Origin of the sequence: Streptomyces sp. NPDC017448, from assembly GCF_044330565.1 — a bacterium.
Lineage (GTDB): Bacteria > Actinomycetota > Actinomycetes > Streptomycetales > Streptomycetaceae > Streptomyces.
The window spans coordinates 165597-186206 of the sequence record NZ_JBIRLM010000012.1 but is presented as its reverse complement, the minus strand read 5'-3'; the positions used below and the strand labels follow the sequence as shown (position 1 = coordinate 186206).

General features: G+C 70.8%; 21 protein-coding genes. 4 read left to right on the top strand and 17 right to left on the bottom strand.

Annotated elements, in window-relative coordinates; genetic code table 11:
• Window positions 1-196 precede the first annotated feature (196 nt).
• A complete protein-coding gene (locus ACH4K1_RS21190; protein ID WP_398090812.1) occupies window positions 197-769 on the top strand; it encodes a cob(I)yrinic acid a,c-diamide adenosyltransferase in 573 nt (190 codons plus the stop codon).
• 5 nt (window positions 770-774) lie between these two features.
• Here the strand turns inward: ACH4K1_RS21190 and ACH4K1_RS21185 are convergent, their stop codons facing one another.
• A complete protein-coding gene (locus tag ACH4K1_RS21185; RefSeq protein WP_398090811.1) occupies window positions 775-1347 on the bottom strand; it encodes a hypothetical protein in 573 nt (190 codons plus the stop codon).
• Window positions 1348-1496: 149 nt separating this feature from the next.
• Here ACH4K1_RS21185 and ACH4K1_RS21180 point away from each other — a divergent pair, with 149 nt between their 5' ends.
• The 3 genes from ACH4K1_RS21180 to ACH4K1_RS21170 all read left to right on the top strand — a co-directional run bounded on the left by ACH4K1_RS21180 (window position 1497) and on the right by ACH4K1_RS21170 (window position 5395).
• Entirely contained in the window at window positions 1497-2696 is a 1200-nt protein-coding gene (locus ACH4K1_RS21180) for a sensor histidine kinase (protein WP_398090810.1), read from the top strand.
• Window positions 2693-3355 carry a response regulator gene (locus tag ACH4K1_RS21175; protein ID WP_398090809.1) on the top strand — a complete coding sequence of 221 codons (663 nt, stop codon included), beginning with the start codon at window positions 2693-2695 and terminating at the stop codon, window positions 3353-3355. Before ACH4K1_RS21180 ends, ACH4K1_RS21175 begins: the two co-directional genes overlap by 4 nt.
• 165 nt (window positions 3356-3520) lie before the next feature.
• Window positions 3521-5395, top strand: coding sequence for a glycosyl hydrolase family 18 protein (locus tag ACH4K1_RS21170; RefSeq protein WP_398090808.1), 1875 nt, complete (start codon window positions 3521-3523; stop codon window positions 5393-5395).
• A 227-nt stretch (window positions 5396-5622) separates the two neighbouring features.
• Here the strand turns inward: ACH4K1_RS21170 and ACH4K1_RS21165 are convergent, their stop codons facing one another.
• The 16 genes from ACH4K1_RS21165 to prfA all read right to left on the bottom strand — a co-directional run bounded on the left by ACH4K1_RS21165 (window position 5623) and on the right by prfA (window position 20473).
• Window positions 5623-6069, bottom strand: a complete 447-nt coding sequence (locus tag ACH4K1_RS21165; protein ID WP_073765551.1) for a DUF2550 domain-containing protein — start codon at window positions 6067-6069, stop codon at window positions 5623-5625.
• A 133-nt stretch (window positions 6070-6202) separates the two neighbouring features.
• Window positions 6203-6577, bottom strand: a complete 375-nt coding sequence (locus ACH4K1_RS21160; protein ID WP_073763772.1) for a F0F1 ATP synthase subunit epsilon — start codon at window positions 6575-6577, stop codon at window positions 6203-6205.
• Between the two features lie 109 nt (window positions 6578-6686).
• Window positions 6687-8129 (bottom strand): F0F1 ATP synthase subunit beta, encoded by a 1443-nt coding sequence (gene atpD, locus ACH4K1_RS21155; protein ID WP_228990154.1) that lies wholly within the window; start codon window positions 8127-8129, stop codon window positions 6687-6689.
• The gene (locus ACH4K1_RS21150; RefSeq protein ID WP_228990155.1) at window positions 8129-9046 is read right to left on the bottom strand and encodes a F0F1 ATP synthase subunit gamma; all 918 of its coding nucleotides are present in this window, start codon (window positions 9044-9046) and stop codon (window positions 8129-8131) included. Before ACH4K1_RS21150 ends, atpD begins: the two co-directional genes overlap by 1 nt.
• A 3-nt stretch (window positions 9047-9049) precedes the next feature.
• A complete protein-coding gene (atpA, locus tag ACH4K1_RS21145; protein WP_228990156.1) occupies window positions 9050-10621 on the bottom strand; it encodes a F0F1 ATP synthase subunit alpha in 1572 nt (523 codons plus the stop codon).
• 135 nt (window positions 10622-10756) lie between these two features.
• Window positions 10757-11572 carry a F0F1 ATP synthase subunit delta gene (locus ACH4K1_RS21140; protein ID WP_398090807.1) on the bottom strand — a complete coding sequence of 272 codons (816 nt, stop codon included), beginning with the start codon at window positions 11570-11572 and terminating at the stop codon, window positions 10757-10759.
• Window positions 11569-12105: a F0F1 ATP synthase subunit B gene (locus tag ACH4K1_RS21135; protein WP_006127589.1), complete on the bottom strand. Its 537-nt coding sequence runs from the start codon at window positions 12103-12105 to the stop codon at window positions 11569-11571. Before ACH4K1_RS21135 ends, ACH4K1_RS21140 begins: the two co-directional genes overlap by 4 nt.
• Before the next feature lie 41 nt (window positions 12106-12146).
• The gene (gene atpE, locus ACH4K1_RS21130) at window positions 12147-12377 is read right to left on the bottom strand and encodes an ATP synthase F0 subunit C (protein WP_006127588.1); all 231 of its coding nucleotides are present in this window, start codon (window positions 12375-12377) and stop codon (window positions 12147-12149) included.
• Window positions 12378-12465: 88 nt separating this feature from the next.
• Entirely contained in the window at window positions 12466-13299 is an 834-nt protein-coding gene (atpB, locus tag ACH4K1_RS21125) for a F0F1 ATP synthase subunit A (RefSeq protein WP_073763782.1), read from the bottom strand.
• Window positions 13300-13499: 200 nt separating this feature from the next.
• Complete coding sequence (locus ACH4K1_RS21120; protein ID WP_398090842.1) at window positions 13500-13940, bottom strand: hypothetical protein; 441 nt, start codon at window positions 13938-13940, stop codon at window positions 13500-13502.
• Window positions 13941-14207: 267 nt separating this feature from the next.
• Window positions 14208-15596, bottom strand: coding sequence for an MraY family glycosyltransferase (locus ACH4K1_RS21115; protein WP_398090806.1), 1389 nt, complete (start codon window positions 15594-15596; stop codon window positions 14208-14210).
• 129 nt (window positions 15597-15725) lie between these two features.
• Window positions 15726-17015, bottom strand: coding sequence for a serine hydroxymethyltransferase (gene glyA, locus ACH4K1_RS21110; protein ID WP_398090805.1), 1290 nt, complete (start codon window positions 17013-17015; stop codon window positions 15726-15728).
• A gap of 151 nt (window positions 17016-17166) precedes the next feature.
• Complete coding sequence (locus ACH4K1_RS21105) at window positions 17167-17808, bottom strand: protein-tyrosine-phosphatase (RefSeq protein ID WP_398090804.1); 642 nt, start codon at window positions 17806-17808, stop codon at window positions 17167-17169.
• Window positions 17805-18452, bottom strand: a complete 648-nt coding sequence (locus tag ACH4K1_RS21100) for an L-threonylcarbamoyladenylate synthase (RefSeq protein ID WP_398090803.1) — start codon at window positions 18450-18452, stop codon at window positions 17805-17807. The genes ACH4K1_RS21105 and ACH4K1_RS21100 overlap by 4 nt, the downstream gene beginning before the upstream one ends.
• 52 nt (window positions 18453-18504) lie before the next feature.
• Window positions 18505-19350, bottom strand: a complete 846-nt coding sequence (gene prmC / locus ACH4K1_RS21095) for a peptide chain release factor N(5)-glutamine methyltransferase (protein WP_307669881.1) — start codon at window positions 19348-19350, stop codon at window positions 18505-18507.
• A gap of 46 nt (window positions 19351-19396) precedes the next feature.
• Window positions 19397-20473 (bottom strand): peptide chain release factor 1, encoded by a 1077-nt coding sequence (gene prfA / locus ACH4K1_RS21090; RefSeq protein ID WP_398090802.1) that lies wholly within the window; start codon window positions 20471-20473, stop codon window positions 19397-19399.
• Window positions 20474-20610: the final 137 nt, after the last annotated feature.

The window sequence follows — 20610 nt, the reverse complement described above, 5'->3', positions numbered from 1 at the left end:
CGCGCCGGGCGCAGTTGAGGGCCCGGCCGCCGGGCGGCCCCGCTGTCCGGCGGAGACGGTACGGGACGCCCGCACCCGCTCCCGCGCCTCCGGCCGCCTGCTGGACGGGGCCCGGCGGCCGCGGGCTCCGCCGCCGCGGCCGTGACGGTGGGCACACGGGTCTTCCGACGGGCCGGAGCCTAACTACGCTGGCCCCATGGTCAATCTGACGCGCATCTACACCCGCACCGGCGACCGGGGCACGACGGCCCTCGGCGACATGAGCCGCACCGCCAAGACCGATCTGCGGATCTCGGCGTACGCGGACGCCAACGAGGCCAACGCGGTGATCGGGACCGCCATCGCGCTGGGCCGGCTCCCCGACGAGCTGGTGAAGGTCCTCGTCCGCGTCCAGAACGACCTCTTCGACGTGGGCGCGGACCTGTCCACCCCGGTGGTCGAGGACCCTGAGTACCCGCCGCTGCGGGTCGAGCAGTCCTACATCGACAAGCTGGAGGCGGACTGCGACCGCTTCCTGGAGGAGTTGGAGAAGCTGCGCAGCTTCATCCTCCCGGGCGGAACCCCCGGCGCGGCCCTGCTCCACCAGGCGTGCACGGTGGTGCGGCGCGCCGAGCGGTCCACCTGGGCGGCGCTGGAGGTGCACGGGGAGTCGATGAACGCCCTGACCGCCACCTACCTCAACCGCCTCTCCGACCTCCTGTTCATCCTGGCGCGGAGCGCGAACAAGGAGGTCGGGGACGTGCTGTGGGTGCCGGGCGGCGAACGCTAGGGCGGCTACGGCCGGTCGGCCGGCTCGCGTTCCGCCGCCTCTTTCCCGGGGGCCCGCTTGGGGAACAGGGTGTAGCCCCCGGCGATGATCAGGTTGAGCCCGATCAGGAGGCCCATCTTCTGCTGCCAGGAGCGCAGCGAGCCGACCGCCCCGTCCGGGCCGACGTACCAGACCGCCGCCTGGAGCAGGCCCAGGGCGATCGCCGCGGCGACGATCCAGCGGGCGGCGGTGCGCCACTCGTGGATCGCCCGGGCCGTGCCGTACTTCGGCGGCTTCACCGGCGGCGGGCCGCCGAACCAGCGGTGGGCTACCCAGGCGTCCACCTTCTTGACGGTGTGGTGGCCGAGGCCGACCGTGAAGCCGATGTAGACGGCGGCCAGGCCGTGCTTCCAGTCCGGCTCGGCCCCGTTCTTCAGGTCGATGGCCGTCACCACCAGCAGCACGACCTCCAGCACCGGCTCGCACAGCAGCACGGCCGCGCCGAGCCTCGGCTTCCTCGCGGCGTACCGCAGGGCCAGTCCGGCGGCCAGCAGAACCCAGAATGCGACCTCGCAGGCCACGACCAGCAGGGCGATCACGACTCTCTCCTCCCGTTCACCCCAGCCTCCCGCCCGCCGGGCGCGGATACGTCGTCGGCAGTGACGAAACGGGACTGCATCCTTCGATGTAGTGGGGCATCGGCCGCGGAGCGGAGGTCCGGCGGCGGCGGGGCGTGTTGGATGGAGGGGTGCCCCCCTCGATCCGTCCCGACCGCGACGCGGTGGCCCTCGCCGCCTCCGGGCTGCTCGGCGGGGTGCTCCTGTGGCTGCTCGGCCTGCACACCCAGGGCGGCCACCCCTTCTCCGCCCCCTGGGCGACCCTGCTGCCGCTGACCGTCATGGCCTCGGCCGAACTGCTGCGCCGTACCGCCCCGCGCACGGCCCTGACGCTCGGCGTGCTCGCGCTGGTCGCGGACCAGTTCACCCGGGGCAGCCTCGCCACCGCCCTGATGTTCACGGACGTCATGTACGCGGCCGTGCTGTACGGGGCCCCGGCCGCCGCCCGCCGCCTCCCGGTGGCCACGCTCCTGATCACCGTCGCGTCCACCATCGGCTTCCTGGCCTGGTTCCGCAGACCCGAGGCGCTGCTGATCGGCCTGGTCGTCGGGCTGGTCTCCTTCGTCCCCGCCCTCACCGGGGTCAGCGTGCGCAGCCATCGCACCGCCGCCGAGGCCGCCCGGCTGGCCGCCGCCCAGACCGCGCGGCTCGCCGAGATGGACCGGACGCAGGCGGTGGCCGCCGAGCGGGCCCGGATGGCCCGGGAGCTCCACGACATGGTCGCCAACCACCTCTCCGCCGTGGCGATCCACTCCACCGCTGCGCTGTCCATCGACGACCCGGAGACCTCCCGCAGCGCGCTCGAGGTCATCCGGGAGAACAGCGTCGAGGGGCTCGCGGAGATGCGCCGGCTGATCGGGCTGCTGCGGGAGGAGAGCGAGGACGACGTCCCGGCGGCGGCCCCGACCCTGGCGGCCCTGGACGTGCTGGTGGAGCAGACGAACGCCAACGGGGCCTCCGGCGGGCTGGTCTGCGTCCTGGAGGACGACCGTGACCCGCGGGCGGACCCGCTGCCCACGCCGGTCGAGCTGGCCGCGTACCGGATCGTGCAGGAGTCCCTGACCAATGCCCTCAAACACGCCGCGCCGGGGCCGGTGACGGTGCGGCTCGACCGGGCCGGGGGGCTGCTGACCGTCGAGGTGACCAGTGTGTTCGGCAGCCGGACCGGGCCCACGGCGCCCGGTTCGGGGGCGGGGCTGGTGGGGATGCGGGAACGGGTGGCGCTGCTCGGCGGGACGATCGCCGCGGGGGCCGGGCCGGGCGGCGGCGGGATGAAGATCTGGCGGGTGCGGGCCGAGCTGCCCGTGCCGGAGAGGACGACGGCGGGATGACGATCCGGGTACTGGTCGCGGAGGACCAGTCGGCGGTGCGCGCGGGGTTGGTGCTGATCCTCTCCAGCGCGCCGGACATCGAGGTCGTGGGCGAGGCCGGGGACGGGGAGGAGGCGGTGCGGCTCGCCCGCGCGCTCCGCCCGGACCTGGTGCTGATGGATGTGCAGATGCCGCGCCTGGACGGGGTGTCGGCGACCCGGCAGGTGGTCGCGGAGCAGCTCGCGGACGTCCTCGTACTGACCACGTTCGATCTGGACGAGTACGTCTTCGGGGCGTTGCGCGCGGGCGCCTCCGGCTTCCTGCTGAAGAACACCGACGCCCGCGATCTGCTGGAGGCAGTGCGGACGGTGGCGCGCGGGGAGGGGCTGATCGCCCCGGCCGTGACCCGCCGGCTGATCGCGGAGTTCGCCGGAACGGGAGCCGGAGCGGGAGCCGTACGCGAGCGGAGTCCGGCCGATCCGGCGGTGCTGGACGCGCTCACCCGACGGGAACGCGAAGTGCTGGGGTGCCTGGGCGAAGGGCTGTCGAACGCGGAGATCGCGGTGCGCCTCTCGATGGCCGAGGCCACGGTGAAAACGCACGTCAGCAGGTTGCTGGGCAAGCTGGGGCTGCGGAGCCGGGTCCAGGCGGCGGTTCTGGCGCGGGAGTTGGGGATCTGAGCGGAGGCCCGATCGTTGGTCCAGACCTCTTGACGATTGGTCCAGACCTTCCTACTGTCCTCGTCACACACTGCGGTGAGTACGAGGGCAACCGTACTCAGGGCGGCGCAGGGTTTGCAGTCCACGAATCACCCCCGTTTGCTGGACCTCACCCGAGGAGCACCGTTGAGCACTGAATCCCCCCAACGCCGTTCCCGACTCAGATGGATACCTGTCCGCAGCGGCAGGTCCAAGGTCGTGGCGGGCCTGACCGCGCTGGTCGTGCCGCTGGCCGCGATGGTGGGGCTCGCCTCCCCCGCGTCGGCGGCCGCGTCGGCCACCGCCACGTACACCAAGAAGTCCGACTGGGGCAGCGGCTTCGAGGGCCAGTGGACGGTGAAGAACACCGGCACCACCGCGCTCTCCTCCTGGACCATCGAGTGGGACTTCCCCTCCGGCACCGCGGCGGGCTCCGCCTGGGACGCCAACCTCACCAAGAGCGGCGATCACTACACCGCCAAGAACCTCTCCTGGAACGGGACCGTGGCGCCCGGCGCCAGCGTCAGCTTCGGGTTCAACGGCACCGGCTCCGGCTCCCCCACGGGCTGCAAGCTGAACGGCGCCTCCTGTGACGGCGGCCCCAACGTCCCCGGTGACAACCCGCCCTCGGCCCCCGGCACCCCGACCACCAGCGGTGTCACCGACACCTCGGTGAAGCTCAGCTGGAGCGCGGCCACCGACGACAAGGGCGTCAAGAACTACGACGTGCTGCGCGACGGCGCGAAGGTCGCCACGGTCACCGGCACCACCTACACCAACACCGGCCTGACCGCGGGCACCGACTACTCCTACGCCGTGCAGGCCCGGGACACCGCCGACCAGACCGGCCCGGTCTCCGGCTCCGTCTCCGTGCGCACCACCGGCGGCGGCGGCGAGCAGCCCGGCGGCGACAAGATCAACCTGGGCTACTTCACCAACTGGGGCGTCTACGGGCGCAACTACCACGTCAAGAACCTGGTGACGTCGGGCTCCGCCGCGAAGATCACGCACATCAACTACGCCTTCGGCAACGTGCAGAACGGCAAGTGCACCATCGGCGACTCGTACGCCGACTACGACAAGGCGTACACCGCCGACCAGTCCGTCGACGGCGTCGCCGACACCTGGGACCAGCCGCTGCGCGGCAACTTCAACCAGCTGCGCAAGCTCAAGGCCAAGTACCCGCACATCAAGGTCCTCTGGTCGTTCGGCGGCTGGACCTGGTCGGGCGGCTTCCCCCAGGCCGCGCAGAACCCCGCCGCCTTCGCCCAGTCCTGCTACGACCTGGTGGAGGACCCCCGCTGGGCCGATGTCTTCGACGGCATCGACCTCGACTGGGAGTACCCCAACGCCTGCGGTCTGACCTGTGACACCAGCGGCCCGGGCGCGCTGAAGAAGCTCTCCGACGCCACCCGCGCGAAGTTCGGCTCGAAGAACCTGGTCACCGCGGCCATCACCGCCGACGCCTCGGCCGGCGGCAAGATCGACGCCACCGACTACGCGGGCGCGGCCCAGTCCATGGACTGGTACAACGTGATGACGTACGACTTCTTCGGCGCCTGGGCGGCCAAGGGCCCGACGGCCCCGCACTCGCCGCTGACCTCCTACGCCGGCATCCCGCAGCAGGGCTTCACCTCCGCCGACGCCATCGCCAAGCTGAAGGCCCAGGGCGTCCCGGCCTCCAAGCTGCTCCTCGGCATCGGCTTCTACGGCCGCGGCTGGACCGGCGTCACCCAGGCCGCCCCCGGCGGCACGGCGACCGGCGCGGCTCCGGGCACGTACGAGGCGGGCATCGAGGACTACAAGGTCCTCAAGAACTCCTGCCCGACGACCGGCACCGTCGCCGGCACCGCGTACGCCCACTGCGGCACCAACTGGTGGAGCTACGACACCCCGGCCACCATCGGCTCGAAGATGACCTGGGCGAAGAACCAGGGGCTGGGCGGCGCGTTCTTCTGGGAGTTCTCGGGCGACACCGCCAACGGCGAACTGGTGAGCGCGATGGACAGCGGCCTCCAGTAATCCCCACGCCGTAGCAGCAGTACCGCACCACCCCGGAAAAGCGCCGGGGAGACGGGTCCGCCCCCCGTCTCCCCGGCTTTTCGCTGTGCACGGCCGTATACGCACGGCTCTCCCGCGGCAGCGGCCCAACCTACGTGCGCCGGCCCTCCGGGCGCCTACGGCCCGGGTACGCGCTCCGCCACGCCCCGTTCACCCGGCCCCGGGGCCCCTTCCAGCGGAGCCGCCTCTCAGGCCACGTTGACCCGCTGGCCGGGCGGCGCCGCCTCCAGCCAGGCCAGGAAGCCGGTCAGGGCGTCCTCGCTCATCGCCAGCTCCAGGCGCGTCCCCCGGTGGAGGCAGACGAGCACGACGGAGTCGGACAGGAGCGCCAGCTCCTCCTCGCCCTCGGGAAGCCGGCGGCCGACCACCTCGACAGCAGAACGCTCCAGGCCCCGGCGGGGGCGAGGAGCGTAGGAGAAGACGCGGAACCAGTCGACGCGGTCACCGCTGTAGCGCGCGACCCCGTACACCCAGCCTTTGCCGAGGGCGTCCGGTTCCTCGGACACGTCCCAGCGCAGACTGCAGTCGAAGGTTCCTCCGGACCGCTGGATCAGCCGTCGGCGCAGGCCGAAGACGAACAGCCCCAGCAGGATCAGGACCACGACGGACAAGCCCACCCACAACGCGAGGACCATCTCCACCGACCTCCTCGCATCGTCGAGTAACGAACACCGCAACCGTATGGCACCTGCATCGCCTCAGCCGCGACTCGGCTGGATCGCTCCAGCTCGGGCCGCGGCTGAGTAAAGACATCTGTCGGCGGGGGTGCTAGCGCACCGCCACCGCACGCAGTCGCACGTCGGCGCGCCGCTGGGCGGCGGCGTCCGCGTCCGACTTCGCGAGCTCCAGCGCGCGCTGGGCCCGCTCGACATCGATCTCGTCGGCCAGCTCGGCGATCTCGGCCAGCAGCGACAGCTTGTCGTCCGCGAACGAGATGAATCCACCGTGCACGGCGGCGATCACGGTGCCGCCCTCGCTCGTACGGATCGTCACCGGGCCCGATTCCAGCACACCCAGAAGCGGCTGGTGACCGGGCATGACGCCGATGTCGCCGGACGTGGTGCGCGCGACGACCAGGGTGGCCTCGCCGGACCAGACACTTCGGTCCGCGGCGACCAGCTCGACATGCAGCTCAGCAGCCAAGGGTGGCTCCTCGGGTCACCACCCGGCCGACCGGCCGGGTGTTGGGTCAATTCTACGGGGCGGGGTGAGGGGGGCGGGACACACCCGCCCCCCTCGGTGAGCCGGAGGCTCAGGAGACGCCGAGCTCCTTGGCCTTGGCCTTGAGGTCGTCCAGGCCACCGCACATGAAGAACGCCTGCTCGGGGAAGTGGTCGTAGTCCCCGTCGCAGATCGCGTTGAACGCGGCGATCGACTCGTCGAGCGGAACGTCCGAACCGTCCAGGCCGGTGAACTGCTTGGCGGCGTGGGTGTTCTGCGACAGGAAGCGCTCGACGCGGCGGGCACGGTGGACGACGAGCTTGTCCTCCTCGCCCAGTTCGTCGATGCCGAGGATCGCGATGATGTCCTGGAGGTCCTTGTACTTCTGCAGGATCCCCTTGACGCGGCTGGCCGCGGCGTAGTGGTCCTGGGAGATGTAGCGCGGGTCCAGGATGCGGGACGTGGAGTCCAGCGGGTCCACGGCCGGGTAGATGCCCTTCTCCGAGATCGGACGGGAGAGCACCGTCGTCGCGTCGAGGTGGGCGAACGTGGTGGCCGGGGCCGGGTCGGTCAGGTCGTCCGCGGGGACGTAGATCGCCTGCATCGAGGTGATCGAGTGACCGCGCGTCGAGGTGATGCGCTCCTGGAGCACACCCATCTCGTCGGCCAGGGTCGGCTGGTAACCCACCGCGGACGGCATGCGGCCGAGCAGCGTGGAGACCTCGGAGCCGGCCTGCGTGAAGCGGAAGATGTTGTCGATGAAGAGCAGCACGTCCTGCTTCTGCACATCGCGGAAGTACTCCGCCATGGTCAGGGCGGACAGGGCCACGCGCAGACGCGTCCCCGGCGGCTCGTCCATCTGGCCGAAGACGAGCGCGGTCTTGTCCAGAACGCCCGACTCGGTCATCTCGTCGATGAGGTCGTTGCCCTCACGGGTGCGCTCACCGACACCGGCGAACACCGACACACCGTCGTGCAGCTTCGCCACACGCATGATCATTTCCTGGATGAGGACCGTCTTGCCGACGCCCGCACCACCGAACAGACCGATCTTGCCGCCCTTGACGTACGGGGTCAGCAGGTCGACGACCTTCAGGCCGGTCTCGAACATCTCGGTCTTCGACTCGAGCTGGTCGAAGGCCGGGGCCTTGCGGTGGATCGGCCAGCGCTCGGTGATCTGCGCCTCGGCCTCCGGCTCGTTCAGGATCTGACCGAGGGTGTTGAACACCTTGCCCTTGGTGATGTCACCGACGGGGACGGTGATGCCCGCGCCCGTGTCGGTCACCGCGGCCTGGCGGACCAGGCCGTCGGTGGGCTGCATCGAGATCGCGCGGACCACGCCGTCGCCCAGGTGCTGGGCCACTTCCAGGGTCAGCGTCTTGCGGGCGCCGTCCTCGGCCGGGTCGGCGACCTCGACGTGGAGGGCGTTGTAGATCTCCGGCATCGCGTCGACGGGGAACTCCACGTCGACGACCGGGCCGATGACCCGGGCGACGCGGCCCGTGGCAGCGGCCGTCTCAACTGTCGTCGTCATTACTTGTCACTCCCCGCGGTCGCGTCGGCCAGAGCACTGGCACCGCCGACGATCTCGCTGATTTCCTGGGTGATTTCGGCCTGGCGGGCCGCGTTGGCAAGCCGGGACAGGCTCTTGATGAGGTCCCCGGCGTTGTCGGTGGCCGACTTCATCGCGCGGCGGCGGGCTGCGTGCTCGGAAGCGGCGGCCTGCAGCAGTGCGTTGTAGATACGGCTCTCGACGTAGCGCGGCAGAAGGGCGTCGAGGACGTCCTCGGCCGACGGCTCGAAGTCGAACAGCGGAAGGATCTCACCCTTGCGGGTGCTCTCCTCGGCCACCTCGTCGAGCGAGAGCGGCAGCATCCGGGCGTCGACCGCGTTCTGCGTCATCATCGACACGAACTCGGTGAAGACGATGTGCAGCTCGTCGACGCCGCCCTCGGCCGCGTCCTTCTGGATGGCCGCGATCAACGGGGCGGCGATGCGCTTGGCATCGGAGTACGCCGGGTTGTCGGTGAAGCCGGTCCAGGACTCGGCGACCTTGCGCTCACGGAAGCCGTAGTACGCGACACCCTTGCGGCCGACGATGTACGTGTCGACCTCCTTGCCCTCGGAGGCGAGGCGCTCCCGGAGTCGCTCCGCGGCCTTGATGGCGTTGGAGGAGTAGCCGCCGGCCAGACCGCGGTCGCTCGTGACGAGCAGGACCGCGGCCCGGGTCGGGCTCTCGACCTCGGTGGTGAGCGGGTGGTTGGCGTCGGACCCCGTCGCGACCGCGGTCACCGCGCGGGTGAGCTCGGTCGCGTACGGCTGGGACGCCGCCACCTTGCGCTGCGCCTTGACGATGCGCGAGGCGGCGATCATCTCCATCGCCTTGGTGATCTTCTTGGTCGCGGTGACGGCTTGGATGCGGCGCTTGTAAACGCGAAGCTGAGCGCCCATCGATCAGCCCTCGCCCAGGAGCTTGCCGTCCGAGGTCTCGAACTGCTGCTTGAAGGCGGCGATCGCGTCGGCGATCGACTGCAGCGTGTCGTCGGACATCTTGCCGCCCTCGGCGATGCTGGTCAGGAGGTCCTTGCGCTCGCGGCGCAGGAACTCCAGCAGCTCGGCCTCGAAGCGACGGATGTCCTCGACCGGGACGTCGTCCATCTTGCCCGTGGTGCCGGCCCAGACCGAGACGACCTGCTCCTCCATCGGGAACGGGGCGTACTGCGGCTGCTTCAGCAGCTCGACCATGCGCTTGCCGCGCTCCAGCGACGCCTTCGAGGCCGCGTCCAGGTCGGAACCGAAGGCGGCGAACGCCTCCAGCTCGCGGTACTGGGCGAGGTCCACGCGAAGCCGGCCGGAGACCTGCTTCATGGCCTTGTGCTGGGCGGAGCCACCGACGCGGGAGACCGAGATACCGACGTTGAGCGCCGGACGCTGACCCGCGTTGAACAGGTCGGACTCCAGGAAGCACTGGCCGTCGGTGATGGAGATGACGTTGGTCGGGATGAACGCCGACACGTCGTTCGCCTTGGTCTCGACGATCGGGAGGCCCGTCATCGAACCGGCGCCCATGTCGTCGGAGAGCTTGGCGCAGCGCTCCAGCAGACGCGAGTGCAGGTAGAAGACGTCGCCCGGGTAGGCCTCACGGCCCGGCGGGCGGCGCAGCAGCAGGGACACGGCGCGGTAGGCGTCGGCCTGCTTCGAGAGGTCGTCGAAGATGATCAGGACATGCTTGCCCTGGTACATCCAGTGCTGGCCGATGGCCGAACCGGTGTACGGCGCCAGGTACTTGAAGCCGGCCGGGTCGGACGCCGGGGCGGCGACGATGGTCGTGTACTCCAGCGCACCGGCCTCTTCGAGCGCACCACGCACGGAGGCGATGGTGGAACCCTTCTGACCGATGGCGACGTAGATGCAGCGCACCTGCTTGTTCACGTCGCCCGAGCGCCAGTTGTCGCGCTGGTTGATGATCGTGTCGACGGCCAGCGCGGTCTTACCCGTCTGGCGGTCGCCGATGATCAGCTGACGCTGGCCGCGGCCGATCGGCACCATGGCGTCGACGGCCTTGTAGCCGGTCTGCATCGGCTCGTGCACCGACTTGCGGACCATGACGCCAGGGGCCTGCAGCTCGAGGGCGCGACGGCTGTCGGTCGCGATCTCGCCGAGACCGTCGATCGGGTTGCCGAGCGGGTCGACGACGCGGCCGAGGTACCCCTCGCCGACGCCGACGGAGAGCACCTCACCGGTGCGCTGCACCGGCTGGCCCTCCTCGATGCCGCTGAACTCGCCGAGGACGATCGCACCGATCTCGCGCTCCTCGAGGTTGAGGGCGAGACCGAGGGTGCCGTCCTCGAACTTCAGCAGCTCGTTCGCCATGGCGGAGGGGAGACCCTCCACCTTCGCGATGCCGTCGCCGGCAACGCTGACCGTACCGACCTCCTCGCGCGAGGCCGCGTCCGGCTGGTACGACTGGACAAAGTTATCCAGTGCGTCCCGGATCTCCTCCGGCCGGATCGTGAGCTCCGCCATCTGGGTTCCCTGCTCTCCTTGTTGGGCCCGAAGTTTCTTAAGGGGGTCTGGGGGCCGACCCCCAGGAATCTTCTGCAGTTTCTGCACGGCCCAACCGGGCCGCTGGTCTTGCTTGTTCTTCTGCGCCGAGCTGGGTCAGCCGGCCATGCGCCGGGTCGCCTCTTCGAGACGCTCCGCGACGGTGCCGTTGATGACCTCGTCGCCGACGCGCACCGAGACCCCGCCGAGGACCGAGGGGTCCACGTCCAGGTTCAGGTGCATCTCCCGGCCGTACAGCTTCGCCAGGGCGGCGCCGAGGCGCTGCTTCTGCCGGTCGCTGAGCGGCACCGCCGAGGTGACGACGGCGACCGTGCGGTCCCGGCGCTCCGCGGCGAGCTTGGACAGCGCGTCCAGCCCCGCCTCCAGGCTACGTCCACGCGGCTGGGTCACGAGGCGGACGATGATCCGCTCGGTGACCGGCTGCGCCTTGCCGCCGAGCAGGCCGCGCAGCAGCCCGCTCTTGGCCGAGGCCGTGGCCGTACGGCTGGTCAGCGCGGAGCGCAGCTCCGTGTCGGAGCCGACGATCCGGGCGAACCGGAACAGCTCGTCCTCGACGTCGTCGAGGCGTCCGCCGCGCTGGGCGGCGGTGAGGTCGGCCGTGTCGGCCAGCTCCTCGACCGAGTCCACCAGGTCGCGGGAGCGCGACCAGCGGGACCGGACGAGTCCGGAGACCAGGTCGACGGTCTCGCCGCCGACCTGTCCGGCGAGCAGCCGCGCGGCCAGTTCGACCTTGCTCTCGCCGCTCTGGGCCGGGTCGGTGAGGACCCGGCGCAGGGATACTTCGCGGTCGAGCAGCGCGGTGACCGACGCCAGCTCCTCGGCGAGCTTCGCCGCGTCGACCGACGTGTTGTCGGTCAGCGCGTCGAGACGCTCGCGTGCGGCGGCCAGTGCTTCGCGGCTCGCGCCGTTCATCGGGCCGCCTCGGCCTTCGCCTCGAGCTCGTCGAGGAACCGGTCGACGGTGCCGCTCTGCCGGGCGTGGTCCTGGAGGGACTCGCCGACGAGCTTGCCGGCCAGGTCGGTGGCGAGCTTGCCCACGTCCTGGCGCAGCGCCGAGGCAGCGGCCTTGCGGTCGGCCTCGATCTGGGTGTGGCCCGCGGCGATGATCTCCTCGCGCTGCCGCTGACCCTCCGCCTTCATCTCCTGGATGATGACGGCGCCCTGCTCCTGCGCCTCCTGGCGCAGACGGGCGGCCTCGTGACGGGCCTCCGCCAGCTGGGCCTTGTACTGCTCAAGAACGCTCTGCGCCTCGGTCTGAGCCGCTTCCGCCTTCTCGATACCGCCTTCGATCGCCTCGCGACGCTCGTCCAGGGCCTTGTTGATGGCCGGGAGGAGCTTCTTGTAGAAGACGAAGAAGACAATGCTGAAGCAGATCAGGCCGATGACAATCTCGGGCCAGACCGGCAGCAGCGGTGACTGCGGCTCCTCAGCTGCCAAGTGCAACATGGTGGACCTTTCGTCGAAAACGTATCGTCAGGTCGCCTGGACTACTTCGGGTAGATGAAGGGGGCGACGAAGCCGATCAGGGCCAGGGCCTCGATGACCGCGAAGCCGAGAAGCATGTTCTGGCGGATCAGGCCGGCGGCCTCGGGCTGACGGGCGATGGCCTGCACACCGTTACCGAAGATGATGCCGATACCGACGCCGGGGCCGATCGCGGCGAGGCCGTAACCGATGGTGCCGACGTTGCCCACAACGGCTGCGAGAGTCTCAGACATGGATCTGTGATTCCTTCTCTTGATTGGCCGGTGGAGAGTGCGTCCACCGGACGTTCTAGGGGGTGTCCGGGTGGTGGCCCGGGTGTCCTCAGTGCGCTTCTTCGAGCGCCTGGGACAAGTACGTGGCGGTCAGCACGGTGAACACGTAGGCCTGGAGCGCCTGGATGAACATCTCGAAGACGGTCAGGGCCAGCGTCACGGCGAACGACGCGGTGGCGTAGACGGTGCCGAGCACGGTGCCGAGCATGTACCAGGTCGCGATCGTGAAGACCAGGATCAGGATGTGACCGGCGAACATGTTCGCGAAGAGCCGGACCGCCAGCGTGAAGGGGCGCACGAAGATGTTCGAGACGAACTCGATCGGCGTCAGGATCACGTAGATCGGCTTGGGCAGGCCGCTCGGTACGCACAGGTTGCGGATGCCGCCGACGAAGCCGTTGCTGCGGAAGGTCACCGTCATGTAGACGGCCCAGACGAGCAGGGCCAGTCCGACCGGGTACGCGATGAGCGAGCTCACCGGGAACTGCGCGATCGGGATGATCGCCCAGAGGTTCAGCATCCAGACGAAGAAGAACAGCGACACCAGCAGCGGGACGAAGGGCTCGCCCTTCTTGCCGATGATCTCCTTGGCGATGCCCCGGTGGACGAAGTCGTAGAGCGTCTCGGCGATCATCTGCAGCTTGCCGGGAACGACCTTGGGCTTGGAGAAGCCGGCCCAGAACAGCGCCAGGATGGCGAACGTCCCGATGATCGCGAGCAGCATCGGCTTGTTGAACTCGACCGGACCGATCGAGAAGATCGGGTCGAAGATGAACGACCACGCGCTCGGGGCTGGGAATCCGCACGAGCCCTGGAACAGGTGGCAGTCAACCTCGAAGGCGAGCGTCTGGGCGTCAGCAGTCACCAGGAGCTCCTTCTGCATGGCGCATGGATACGGCTACCTCGTTGTATCGGAGCGGCTGGCAGCCGCAGGTCGGCACCGGACTGGTTCTTACGGTGAGGAGGCGGCGGCCGGGCCCGAAGCCTCGCGATGTATCAGGCGACAGCCGTGTTGTCCGCGCCCGCAGTACCGCAACCGAGACCGGACGATAGCAGCATGTCGAACAGGGCTTTATCCCGGCCCTACTGGTCATGCTTCCCCTCGGTTCCGCGCGGGACGTCTTCGCCGTCCGCCTCCGGATCGACGTACAGGGTCTTGCTCCTGGCGTGCAGGACGGTCTGCGTGACGATCCATGCGATCACCGAGACGACCAGCGTGAGGGCGAAGACCTGGAGGTCGAAGAGGGTGGTGTCCCTGATGGCCATGATGAGGCCGAGCAGGACCACCAGCTGGACCGAGTAGACCAGCAGCCCCATGCCCTGGAAGAGGTGCGGCATCGACTTGGCGACCCACTGCAGCGCGAGCTGTCCGAGGGCCATGAAGAGGATGACCACCACGCAGCCCACGACGGCGCCGATCGCCCCCTTGCCGCCGACGACGAGCCCGCCGACGAGCGTGGCGAGGGCTCCCACCGCGGCGGGGGGTGTGGCGATGCGCAGTACTTCGCGCATGTCGGACTGCATGGCGGCAGCTCCACTGGTCTGAGGGGAGGAATGGGGCGTCGTCATGGACGAGCGTAGGCCCGGTCCGCGAAGCGGATTTTCGGGCCAAGGGACCGTCCTACCAGGGTCCTTCGGCTCCGTCACCGGGTCTCGTGAACGGTATCACAAACTATTTGATGAGGTCTTTACCTCAAAGGTGTGCCAACTGTCACACATGAGAGTTAACCCGCGCGTGTGTGCACGTCACCTCGGTGCAACGCCTGGTAAAGCACGCGTACTTCCGGAACGTCACGGGGAGGAGTCGAGGGACCGTCGATCGGAGAGGCGCGAACGGGGGCCGATCGCGGTAGCGCCGTTGACGCCGGCCACGCCGACCGCCACCGGGGCCCGTTCGGCGCCCTCCTCGCCCGTCCGGGCGTCCTGGGAACCCTGTCGGTCCCCGGAGCCCTCGGCCGGCGGCTCCTCCTCGTACGCGGGGGCGGAAACCTCCTCCTGCGGCCGGCGGTAGCGCGGCGGCACGAAGCGGTTGGCCCAGTGCGGGGCGCGCGGGGTGAACCGGGGCATCAGCAGCAGGATCAGGCCCGCCGCGCTGGCCGCCATGATCACGAACACGATCCACGAGGAGGCGGCGTGCACCGAGTAGCCGACGGTGCCGAAGGCGATCAGCGCCGACCAGAAGTACATGATCAGCACGGACCGGCTGTGCGAGTGGCCGATCTCCAGCAGCCGGTGGTGCAGGTGGCCCCGGTCGGCGGCGAACGGCGACTGGCCGTTCCAGGTGCGCCGGACGATGGCGAGCACCAGGTCGGCGGCCGGGATCGCGATGATCGTCAGCGGCAGCACCAGCGGGATGAAGACCGGGAACATCGCGTGGGTCGCCCCGCGCTCGCTGCCCTCGAAGAAGATCTTCAGGTTGTCCGGGTCGACCTGGCCGGTGATCGAGATCGCGCCCGCCGCCAGCACCAGGCCGATCAGCATCGAGCCCGAGTCGCCCATGAAGATCCGCGCGGGGTGCATGTTGTGCGGCAGGAAGCCCAGGCACATGCCCATCAGGATCGCCGCGAACAGCGTGGCCGGGGCGGCCGCCTCGATGCCGTACCCGTACCAGAGGCGGTAGGCGTACAGGAAGAACGCGGCCGAGGCGATGCACACCATGCCCGCCGCGAGCCCGTCCAGGCCGTCGACGAAGTTGACCGCGTTGATGGTGATGACGACCAGCGCCACCGTGAGCAGCGTGCCCTGCCACTGGGTGAGGGCGACCGTGCCGACGCCCGGGATCGGCAGCCACAGGATCGTGAGCCCCTGGATCACCATGACGGCGGCGGCGATCATCTGGCCGCCGAGCTTGATCAGGGCGTCGATCTCGAACTTGTCGTCGAGGACCCCGATCAGCCAGATCAGGGCGGCCCCGGAGAGCAACGCCCGTGGTTCGTCGGAGAGTTCGAAGACGCTCTTCAGGTTGAAGAGGTGGTCCGCGACGATCAGCCCCGCGCACAGGCCGCCGAACATCGCGATCCCGCCGAGCCGGGGCGTCGGCTCCCGGTGGACGTCGCGCGCGCGGATCGCGGGCATCGCCCCGACCGCGATGGCGAACTTGCGCACCGGACCGGTCAGCAGATAGGTCACGGCCGCCGTGACACAGAGCGTCAGCAGGTAATCACGCACAGGCTGCCCCACAGAACTCGCCGGCCATCCACAACCCACACCCTAGTCTCTGGTACAAGGACTTCACGTCACGGGTGATGGTTGCACAGCCTCCGCCGGCCCCCGACACGGCGGAGTCCTCCGCTCCGGGGCGCCGGGCCCCTACCCCGGGTAGGGCGGATGGCGGGCGACCAGCTCCCGGACCTCCGCCGCGATCGCCTCCGCGTCGCCGGAGCGCCGCACGGCCGCCCCGAAGAGGGCCGCGATCCGGGCCATGTCCCCCTCGTCCATCCCCTGCGTGGTGACGGCCGCCGTGCCCAGCCGGACCCCCCGGCCCTCCCCGTGGGGCAGGGCGCAGGTGTCCAGGACCACACCGGCCGCCGCCAGCCGCTCCCGCGCGGTACGGCCGTCGACGCCGAGCGGGGCCGGGTCCGCGACGACGATGTGGGTGTCCGTGCCGCCGGTGGCCACCGCGAACCCCTCCGCCTCCAAGCCGGCGGCGAGCACCCGGGCGTGGGCGACGACCCGGTGGGCGTAGCGCGTGTACGCGGGGGTGGCCGCCTCCCCGAACGCGACCGCCTTCGCCGCCACCGTGTGCATCTGCGCGCCGCCCTGGGTGAACGGGAACACCGCCCGGTCGATCCGCCCGGCCAGCTCCGCGCCGCACAGGATCATGCCGCCGCGCGGTCCGCGCAACACCTTGTGCGTGGTGGCGCAGACCACGTCGGCGTACGGGACCGGGTTCGGCGCCGCTCCCCCGGCGATCAGCCCCATCGGATGGGCCGCGTCCGCGATCAGGTACGCCCCGACCTCGTCGGCGATCTCCCGGAACAGCGCGTAGTCGAGGTGGCGGGGGTAGGAGATGGAGCCGCAGACGATGGCCTTGGGGCGGCGGGCGCGGGCCAGCGCGCGCAGCCGGGCGTAGTCGACGAGCCCGGTGTCCGGGTCCACCCCGTAGCCGGCGAAGTCGAACCAGCGGCCGGAGAAGTTGCCCGGCGACCCGTGGGTGAGGTGTCCCCCGTACGGGAGCCCCATCGCGAGCACGGTGTCGCCGGGGCGCAGCAGCGCGGCGTAGGCGGCGAGGACGGCGGAGGAGCCGGAGTGCGGCTGGACGTTGGCGTGTTCGGCGCCGAAGAGGGCGGTGGCCCGGCGCACGGCGACGCGTTCGGCGGCGTCCGCGTACTCGCAGCCGCCGTGGTGGCGGGCGCCCGGGTACCCCTCGGCGTACTTGTTGACGAGCGGGGAGCCGAGGGCCGCCAGGACGGCGGGCGAGGCGAAGTTCTCGGCGGCGATCAGCTGGAGGGCGCCCGCCTGCCGGTCCCGCTCCGCGAGCAGCACCCCGGCGATCTCCGGGTCCTCGCGGAGCAGGGCGGCGAAGTCCTGGGGCAGCGCGTCGGGGCGGCCGGGCGCGGGCGGCACGGCGGCGGGGGCGGCGGGAGAGGTGACCGGCATGGTGCGGCTCCGGGCCTGGAGACGGGTGCGCCGGGGAAGGGTGCCGGCTCAGCTCCAATGTAGGCCGGGGCGGGGCGGGGCGCCCGCTGTGGCGGGGTTCCGTACGCCGGTCGGCGCACCGGCGCGCACGCGGGCCCGGCGCGTACGCCGGTCAGTGCGGGGCGTGTACGCCGGTGAGCGCCGTGACGACCGGGTCGAGCGCCTGGTTGATCTCGTCGCCGATGGAGCGGAAGAAGGTGATGGGGGCGCCGTAGGGGTCGTAGACCTCGTCCGCCTCGGCGGTCGGGGCCAGCAGCCAGCCGCGCAGCGCGGCGGCGGCGCGCACCAGGGCGCGGGCGCGCTCGACGACGCCCTCGTCGCGGGGGTCGGGCAGGGTGGCCGGGTCTATCGCCCGTACCAGCCGGGTGAACTCCTTGAGCGTGAAGGTGCGCAGGCCCGCGGAGTGGCCCATGGAGATGACCTGGGCGCGGTGGTCGCGGGTGGCGGTGAGGACCAGGTCGGCGCGGATGACGTGCTCGTCCAGCAGCTCCCGGCCGACGAAGCCGGTGGCGTCCGCGCCGAAGTCGGCGAGGACGATCTCGGCGTTGGCCTCCATGGGGGCGCCCTCGTGGCCCCAGGTGCCCGCGCTCTCCACGATGAGGCCGCCGCTGAGCGGGTCGCCGAGGCGGTCCACCAGGGCGTGGCGGGTCAGCCGCTCGGTGATGGGCGAGCGGCAGACGTTGCCGGTGCTGACGTGGAGGATGCGGAAGGTGTCGGTCCGCCCCGCTATGCCACGCCCCTCGGGGGCGGTCAATTGGCCACCTCGAGGTCGGGGACCACCTTGCGCAGCTCCTCCGCGGAGAGGGCGCCGGCGCGCAGCAGGACCGGGACGGCGCCGGTGACGTCGACGATCGAGGACGGCACGATGCCGGGTGTGGGGCCGCCGTCGAGGTAAACGGAGACGGAGTCGCCGAGCATGGCCTGGGCGGCGTCGCAGTCCTCCGGCGAGGGGTGCCCGGTGAGGTTGGCGCTGGAGACGGCCATCGGCCCGACCTCGGTCAGCAGCTCGATGGCGACCGGGTGCAGCGGCATCCGGATGGCGACGGTGCCCCGGGTGTCGCCGAGGTCCCACTGGAGGGAGGGCTGGTGCTTGGCGACGAGGGTGAGGGCGCCGGGCCAGAAGGCGTCGACCAGCTCCCACGCCTCCTCGGAGAAGTCGGTGACCAGGCCGTGCAGGGTGTTCGGGGAGCCGATGAGGACGGGGGTGGGCATGTTGCGGCCCCGCCCCTTGGCGTCCAGCAGGTCCGCGACGGCCTCCGGGGTGAAGGCGTCCGCACCGATCCCGTAGACGGTGTCGGTGGGCAGCACGACCAGTTCGCCCCGGCGGACGGCCGACGCGGCCTCGCGCAGCCCCGTGGTCCGGTCGGTGGCGTCGTTGCAGTCGTATCGCCGAGCCATCAGCCGGCCTCCTGGAGCGGGTGCGGGTACGGGTGGTGGTGCCGGGGGCCGGTCACGGCATGGCCTTGCGGGCGGTGGCGAACCGGGGGCGGTTGTTCAGGTCGGGGTGGTCGGCGGCGTCCGCCCAGCCCCGCTCCTCGGTGAAGATCCACGGGACCTGGCCGCCCTGGGTGTCGGCGTGCTCGATGACGACGAGGCCGCCGGGCCGCAGCAGGCGGTGGGCGGTGCGTTCGATCCCGCGGATGGTGTCGAGGCCGTCCTCGCCGGAGAAGAGGGCCATCTCCGGGTCGTGGTCGCGGGCCTCGGGGGCGACGTACTCCCATTCGGTGAGCGGGATGTACGGCGGGTTGGAGATGACCAGGTCGACCTGGCCGTCGAGCTCGGGGAGGGCGCTCAGGGCGTCTCCCTTGTGGACGGTGACCCGGGACCCCTCGGCGTTCTTCCGCGTCCACCTGAGGGCGTCCTCGGACAGCTCCACGGCGTGCACCCGGGAGCGGGGGACCTCCTGCGCCATGGCGAGCGCGATGGCGCCCGATCCGGTGCACAGGTCGACGACGACGGGCTCGACGACGTCCATCGCGCGCACCGCGTCTATGGCCCAGCCGACGACCGACTCGGTCTCGGGCCGGGGCACGAAGACGCCGGGTCCGACCTGGAGCTCCAGGTAGCGGAAGAAGGCGCGGCCGGTGATGTGCTGGAGGGGCTCGCGGGCCTCGCGGCGGGCGATCGTCTCCCAGTACCGGGCGTCGAAGTCGGAGTCGGGCACCGTGTGCAGCGCGCCCCGCTTCACCCCGTGGACGAAGGCCGCGAGCTCCTCGGCGTCGAATCGCGGTGAGGGGACACCGGCGTCGGCCAGCCGCTGGGTGGCCTGGGCCACCTCGGCGAGCAGCAGGTTCATCGCGGTTCTCCGTACGGTTACCGGGTGTGCGGGGCGGGCGGGTCGCTTACGCGTTGGCGAGCTTGGCGGCGGAGTCGGCGTCGACGCACGCCTGGATGACGGCGTCGAGGTCTCCGTCGAGCACCTGGTCCAAGTTGTACGCCTTGAAGCCGACGCGGTGGTCCGAGATGCGGTTCTCCGGGTAGTTGTACGTCCGGATCTTCTCGGAGCGGTCGACGGTGCGGACCTGGCTGCGGCGGACGTCGGAGGCTTCCTGCTCCGCGGCCTCCTGGGCGGCGGCGAGCAGCCGGGAGCGCAGGATGCGCATGGCCTGCTCCTTGTTCTGGAGCTGGCTCTTCTCGTTCTGGCAGGAGGCGACGACGCCGGTCGGCAGGTGGGTGATGCGGACCGCGGAGTCGGTCGTGTTCACGGACTGGCCGCCGGGGCCGGAGGAGCGGTAGACGTCGATGCGCAGGTCGTTGGCGTGGATCTCGACGTCGACCTCCTCGGCCTCGGGGGTGACGAGCACGCCCGCGGCGGAGGTGTGGATGCGGCCCTGGGACTCGGTGGAGGGCACGCGCTGCACGCGGTGCACGCCGCCCTCGTACTTCATCCGGGCCCAGACGCCCTGGCCGGGCTCGGTGGCGCCGTTGCCGCCCTTGGTCTTCACGGCGACCTGGACGTCCTTGTAGCCGCCGAGCTCGGACTCGGTGGAGTCGATGATCTCGGTCTTCCAGCCGACGCGCTCGGCGTAGCGCAGGTACATGCGCAGCAGGTCGCCCGCGAACAGGGCGGACTCGTCGCCGCCGGCGCCCGCCTTGATCTCCAGGAGCACGTCCTTGTCGTCGCTGGGGTCGCGCGGGACGAGGAGGAGGCGGAGCTTCTCCGTGACCTCCTCGCGCTGCTTCTCCAGCACCTTGACCTCGGCGGCGAAGTCGGGGTCGTCCGCGGCGAACTCGCGCGCGGTCACGATGTCCTCGCCCGTCTGCTTCCAGGCCCGGTACGTGGAGACGATCGGGGTCAGCTCCGCGTAGCGCTTGTTCAGCTTGCGCGCGTTGGCCTGGTCGGCGTGGACCGACGGGTCGGCGAGCTTCTTCTCGAGATCGGCGTGCTCGCCGATCAGTTCCTCGACCGCCTCGAACATGCGGGGGCTCCTGGTTGGTCTCGCGGCTGGGCCTGCTGGAGGTCGTACGGCCCGGTGGGGCGTCCCGGCAGGGCTCCCCTGGGCTCCCGACCGGCAAAAACGCCGGTTCCGACGCCCCCGGGAAGAGGGCGCCGGGA

Bases quoted from the DNA above. Each gene is read 5' to 3' on its own strand.
- ACH4K1_RS21190 (WP_398090812.1), top strand. From the start codon at position 197: ATGGTCAATCTGACGCGCATCTACACCCGCACCGGCGACCGGGGCACG.
- ACH4K1_RS21175 (WP_398090809.1), top strand. From the start codon at position 2,693: ATGACGATCCGGGTACTGGTCGCGGAGGACCAGTCGGCGGTGCGCGCG.
- ACH4K1_RS21165 (WP_073765551.1), bottom strand. From the start codon at position 6,069: ATGGTCCTCGCGTTGTGGGTGGGCTTGTCCGTCGTGGTCCTGATCCTG.
- atpD (WP_228990154.1), bottom strand. From the start codon at position 8,129: ATGACGACGACAGTTGAGACGGCCGCTGCCACGGGCCGCGTCGCCCGG.
- ACH4K1_RS21150 (WP_228990155.1), bottom strand. From the start codon at position 9,046: ATGGGCGCTCAGCTTCGCGTTTACAAGCGCCGCATCCAAGCCGTCACC.
- atpA (WP_228990156.1), bottom strand. From the start codon at position 10,621: ATGGCGGAGCTCACGATCCGGCCGGAGGAGATCCGGGACGCACTGGAT.
- ACH4K1_RS21140 (WP_398090807.1), bottom strand. From the start codon at position 11,572: ATGAACGGCGCGAGCCGCGAAGCACTGGCCGCCGCACGCGAGCGTCTC.
- ACH4K1_RS21135 (WP_006127589.1), bottom strand. From the start codon at position 12,105: ATGTTGCACTTGGCAGCTGAGGAGCCGCAGTCACCGCTGCTGCCGGTC.
- atpE (WP_006127588.1), bottom strand. From the start codon at position 12,377: ATGTCTGAGACTCTCGCAGCCGTTGTGGGCAACGTCGGCACCATCGGT.
- atpB (WP_073763782.1), bottom strand. From the start codon at position 13,299: ATGCAGAAGGAGCTCCTGGTGACTGCTGACGCCCAGACGCTCGCCTTC.
- ACH4K1_RS21120 (WP_398090842.1), bottom strand. From the start codon at position 13,940: ATGCAGTCCGACATGCGCGAAGTACTGCGCATCGCCACACCCCCCGCC.
- glyA (WP_398090805.1), bottom strand. From the start codon at position 17,015: ATGCCGGTCACCTCTCCCGCCGCCCCCGCCGCCGTGCCGCCCGCGCCC.
- ACH4K1_RS21100 (WP_398090803.1), bottom strand. From the start codon at position 18,452: ATGGCTCGGCGATACGACTGCAACGACGCCACCGACCGGACCACGGGG.
- prmC (WP_307669881.1), bottom strand. From the start codon at position 19,350: ATGAACCTGCTGCTCGCCGAGGTGGCCCAGGCCACCCAGCGGCTGGCC.
- prfA (WP_398090802.1), bottom strand. From the start codon at position 20,473: ATGTTCGAGGCGGTCGAGGAACTGATCGGCGAGCACGCCGATCTCGAG.